The 4,934-nt window shown below is 47.9% G+C and carries 3 protein-coding genes; all 3 read right to left on the bottom strand.

Annotation, left to right across the window (positions count from 1 at the left end):
• A partial coding sequence (locus tag ACTIE6_RS09790) for a hypothetical protein (RefSeq protein ID WP_439556463.1) occupies positions 1-340 on the bottom strand: 340 nt, incomplete at its 3' end.
• A gap of 36 nt (positions 341-376) precedes the next feature.
• Positions 377-1,855 carry a SusD/RagB family nutrient-binding outer membrane lipoprotein gene (locus ACTIE6_RS09785; RefSeq protein WP_439556462.1) on the bottom strand — a complete coding sequence of 493 codons (1,479 nt, stop codon included), beginning with the start codon at positions 1,853-1,855 and terminating at the stop codon, positions 377-379.
• Positions 1,856-1,895: 40 nt separating this feature from the next.
• The coding region (locus tag ACTIE6_RS09780; RefSeq protein ID WP_439556461.1) for a SusC/RagA family TonB-linked outer membrane protein at positions 1,896-4,934 on the bottom strand (3,039 nt) is incomplete at its 5' end.

Here is a 4,934-nt window from a genome sequence, read left to right as displayed (position 1 = left end):
CATTGGATGTTACTTCTCCCAAAACAGCACCCGAACGCAAAGTAATCTTGATCGGAACATTCGGAACCGGAATGGAATCAATGCCTTTGGTATGATCCAGAATGTTCGTTTTGTCCAGTTCCAGCAGACGGGCAGAAAGCGTAAGTTTTGATGCAGTTGCCTGGTAACCAACAGTTGGCTCACTGGCCAGGGGCGCTCCGAATGCAGCACCCACAATATCCACCAGCACAGGCGCTACGTCGCGGTCCAGAAACGGATCTTCTTCTTTGCAGGATGCGAGTCCCAATGAGAGCGTAAGTGCCAGGCAAAGTGCGGGAATGTATGTTTTGATATTTTTCATAATCTCGATTCTTGAATTTTTTGAACAATCACCTGCTTACTTCTCTACCCACCACAACTTGGTTTTCATGTCGTTAGGGCCGCCGTTCAGGCTTTCGCCCGCTTTTACAGATTCTGCATTCAGCGAGTACTCCGAGTTTGGATAAGGGAAGCGGGTTGGCAGGATGCCGCTGTTTTGCAAAACCGCACGCGGATCAACTGCTGGGAAAACAGGGTATCCTGTCCTCCGCCATTCTGCCCAGGCTTCAACACCCTGACCAAACAGCGCAACCCATTTTTGCTCTAAAACTTTTTCTCTGGTCACTTCGCCTAATTTCGAAAGGAATGACGCCGAAGGAGTCAGGCCATATTGCGCGAATGAAGCGGCAACTCCTGTGTCAAAATAGGTTTTTGCACTGCCTGTAATCTCACCATCCAACACAGCCTCAGCCAGAATGAAGTTTACCTCGGCAAAAGTCATGATCACTTCCGGCGCTTCGGCCTTGGTAAATGCATCACCAATGGTGGAGCTTGTTGCCAGGTAAGTGGTTGCAATCGCGTCCGGTAAACCGTTCGGGTGGCCTTCGTATTTGCCGTCTTTATTTGGATTGGCATAAACCTTAATACGGCCGTCATCGAGGGCATTCATTTTGTCAGCGAGTGTTTTGCTGATGTTCCAGTCCGTGCGACCGTCTTGTTTCATCACCTGGTTCCATTCGTTGTTGCTTGGCAAAACGGTGGTACAATTCAGCTGTGCATTGTCGGCATTGCTTGTGAAAATCGGGAATTTGTTAGGATCCGAAACGATTTCAGTCATGATCGCTTTCGATTCCGCAGGTTTTTTGGCAGCCTGACGGTTGGCAAGACGTAACCGCAATGAATTCGCGAATTTTTTCCATTTCAAAATGTTACCTGAATACATAATGTCACCTGCAATGGCAGGGCCGCCTACTACCAGTTTCTCATTCGCTGTTTTCAGGTCGTTCAGCATGCCAGCATAAACCACGTCCATCGGATCGTATTTTGGCGTGTAAACCGGAGCGTCTGCGGTTCCTTTTATAGCATCCGTGTAAGGAATGGCTCCGTAAAGGTCTGTGAGTAAAGAAAATACCCAGGTCCGCATAACCAGCGCCACGCCTTCATAATTGGAATTCGGATTAGCAGATCCTTCACCTGACAATGTAATAATGCGCTGAAAATTCAGCTGGGAATCATTGTAAAAGCCTTTCCAGTTATTCGCTACCAGTGCCGGGGAAACCGTGTAGTCATCGCCTTCATTGGAGTAAATATTACGGGTCAAATGCTGCACATACAGTTCAGCTGCGTCAATGTTAATGCGCTCAAAACGCGTCCGGTGTCCCCAGTAACGGTCTACCGCGGTTTCAATCCCGGTAGGAAGCAGATATTGTGGTCCGATGGCCGTCGGGCTGTTCGGACTTACATTCATTTCATCAAAATCTTTGGTGCAGCTCGATGCAGTCAAAATCCCTGCAAGCGCTGTCATCCAAATGGTTTTATGATTAAATATATTTTTCATCTTCAGGATTCTTTTAGGTCAGTTAACTCGATTGACTGGATCAGAATGACAATGACAGGTTCATACCCACGCTGCGTGAGCTTGGCAGCTCGCCATAACCAAAACCTTGTCCGTTTCCGCCTTTTGCATCAATTTCAGGATCGATATGCGGTGTGTTTTTGAAGATCATCCACACATTCCGTCCTACTACTGAAAGTTTTGCTGACTGGATTTTGATTCTTTTCAGGAATGCAGGGCTGATGCTGTAACCCAGTGAAACCTCACGAAGCTTTACATAACTCGCATCGAAAATCGCCGATTCGTGATAGTTACGCGGGTTGCTGTAACCGTAAAGCTGGTTTGCAGTAACGATGATGTCATTTGGCACGTAGGATTTAGAACCGTCTGCGCCTGTTACTTCGCGAACACCTTTTCCAATTACACCTTCTTCACGTCCCAATGCAGTTTCAGCATATTGACCTGTCCAGCGAGCTGTTCCGGTTCCTTCGTCATAAATGTCGCCACCGATGCGAACGTCAACCAACGCGCTCAATGAGAAGCCTTTGTAGTTGAATGTGTTGAGCATTCCGCCGATCCAGTCTGGCTGCACATTGCCCAGCTTCTGGTTTGCTGCTGTTACAGGCAATCCGTTCGCGCCGTAAACAACTTGTCCGTCCGGTGATTTCAGGAAGCCAACGCCGTAGAAGGTTCCGTAAGATTCTCCTACACGTGCTTCGGAGGTCATGCCGCGCTGCGTAGCCAGGGTGTAAGTCGTAAGTCCCTCAGCCAGCTCAACCACTTTGTTGCGGTTGCGGGCGTAATTCAGGGAAACCTCCCAGCTGAAACCATTCGACAGTTTCACCGGCGTTCCTGACAATGTTACTTCAACGCCTTTGTTCGTGATCTTTCCGGCATTCAAAATCCTTTTGTCATAACCACTTGCTTTTGAAATCTCAACACCCAGGATCTGATCTTTTGTAGTCTGGTCATAATAAGTAACATCTAAACCAACTTTTCCTTTAAAGAAGCGCATGTCAGCGCCCAGTTCAAGACCGGTTGTGATTTCCGGTTTCAGGTTAGAGTTAGCGATTTGAATGTTCTCAGCGAACTTAGGCACAGCTCCGTTCCACGATCCACTAGCTGTGAATGTTTGTGCAAGCTGGTAAGGCGTCGCATCGTTACCGACCTGTGCATAACTTGCGCGGATCTTTCCGAATGAAAAAACATTGCTTTTCACATCAAACAATTCAGTAACCACCGCGCTTACCGATGCAGAAGGGTAGAAGTAGGAGCGTGCATTCGAAGGCAATGTGCTCGACCAGTCGTTCCGGGCGGTAAGGTCCAGGAACAATGCGTCTTTCCACGATAGATTAGCCGTTCCAAACAAGCTCTGTGTTTCAGACTTTCTGATCTCACTTTCGATGGTGTTGGCGCTTGGAACCGAGTTTCCGGCATTGTAAAGACCATCCACAACCATTTCACCTACTGCAAAGTAGTTTCTCTTGTAATAGTTTTTGCGTTGAATTCCGCCAAACTGAACATTCAAGCCAAAGTCACTGGTGATGTTCTTGTTGTAGGTCAACATGAAATCGGTGTTGGTTTCCTGGCTGCGCAAAACCTCTTCGTTAAAGCGTCCCGGTGTTCTTGTTCCATTCCGGACGCGGAGAAAGTTAGTCACATTGATACGCGTGTCAGACCAGTAATCCGTTCCCGAGCGAAGCATCAGAGATAGAGAAGGAAGGATTTTGTAATTCAATGCAATGTTTCCCAGCAACCGGTCTTTCTCATTGCCGGAAGGCAACTTTTTTTGTGAGAAGTAAGGGTTTGTAAAGAATGTATGCTGCCAGTTTGGTGGATCTGTGTCGCCCACTTTTTGGTTATGCACATCAGTATATTGCTCGTAGTTGCGCAGCTGATCCCATGAAACCGAACGGTGAGACCAGATAAATTCCTGTCCGCCAGCGTAGCTGCGGTTGTCCGAGCCCGATTTGATATACTCACCTGACAAGGTAATGCTGATGTTTTTAGTCAGATTGTAACCTGAGTTAATGCGGAAGTTATTTCTGTGGAAATCATTGTAATACATAATCCCTTTCTGATCCACGCGGCTCAATCCCAAACGGAAATAGCCTTTGTCGTTTCCTCCTGAAAGTGCCACCGAGTTTGTGATCGTGCGGCCGGTTTGCCAGTATTCTTCCCAGTTATTAGGCTGAGGAGTCAGTGGTGCAACATCGTCACCAGTCCACCACTGTCTCACCAGGCGTCCGTCCATCGGAGCTCCCCAGCTTTCATCCGTTCCTGCTGAACCAGCCAGTGGATATCTTGCGTCATAAACGGCTCTGTATTGTGCGATTTGCGCAGGATCGGTGATGGAAGAGCTCCATCCGTCGTTGTACCAGGTACGGTAACCGCTTCCTCCGCCATATGTGTTTTGAAAATCAGGTTTGATCCAGGGGCGTTCAAATGTGATGTTTGAATTTACCTCAACACCCAATCCCTTTGTGCCCTGGCCATTTTTTGTTGTAATCAAAATAACCCCGTTGGCTGCGCGTGAACCGTATAATGCAGCTGCATTGGGCCCTTTCAGAACAGACATTTCTTTAATGTTATCCGGGTTAACTTCAGAAATTCCGCCGCCCAGTGTTTTGCTCGAAGTTTGTTCCATCGGCACACCGTCAATAACAATCAGTGGTTGGTTATTGCCTGAAACAGAAGATGATCCGCGGATCTGGATGGTAGAGCTGCTGCCCGGGCCTCCATTGGACTGAACCCTTACGCCCGCAATTTTACCCGATAATGCATTGGCAACGTTCGTCGAGCGCGACTCAGTGAGTGCGCTTCCTTTTACTTCCTGTACGGTATATCCCAGCGCCTTTTTCTCGCGCTCGATACCAAATGCGGTTACAACTACCTCGGATAGCTGTCTGGTGTCAGATTCAAGTTTGATATCGAATTGGGTCTGGTTGCCGATCGGCAGCTCCTTGATCAGGAAACCCACGTATGAAATTACGAGTATGCCATCACCAGGCACTGAAAAGGAGAATTTGCCGTCTGCATCCGCATTGGTACCCACATTGGTGCCTTTATAAATGACAGAAGC

The sequence above is a fragment of the Dyadobacter sp. genome (assembly GCF_051859145.1).
Taxonomy (GTDB): Bacteria; Bacteroidota; Bacteroidia; order Cytophagales; family Spirosomataceae; genus Dyadobacter.
Note: the sequence above shows the minus strand (reverse complement) of the source record. Positions and strands in the feature narration are given on the sequence as shown.

Coding starts and splice junctions, on each gene's coding strand:
- ACTIE6_RS09785 (WP_439556462.1), bottom strand. CDS start 1,855: ATGAAAAATATATTTAATCATAAAACCATTTGGATGACAGCGCTTGCA.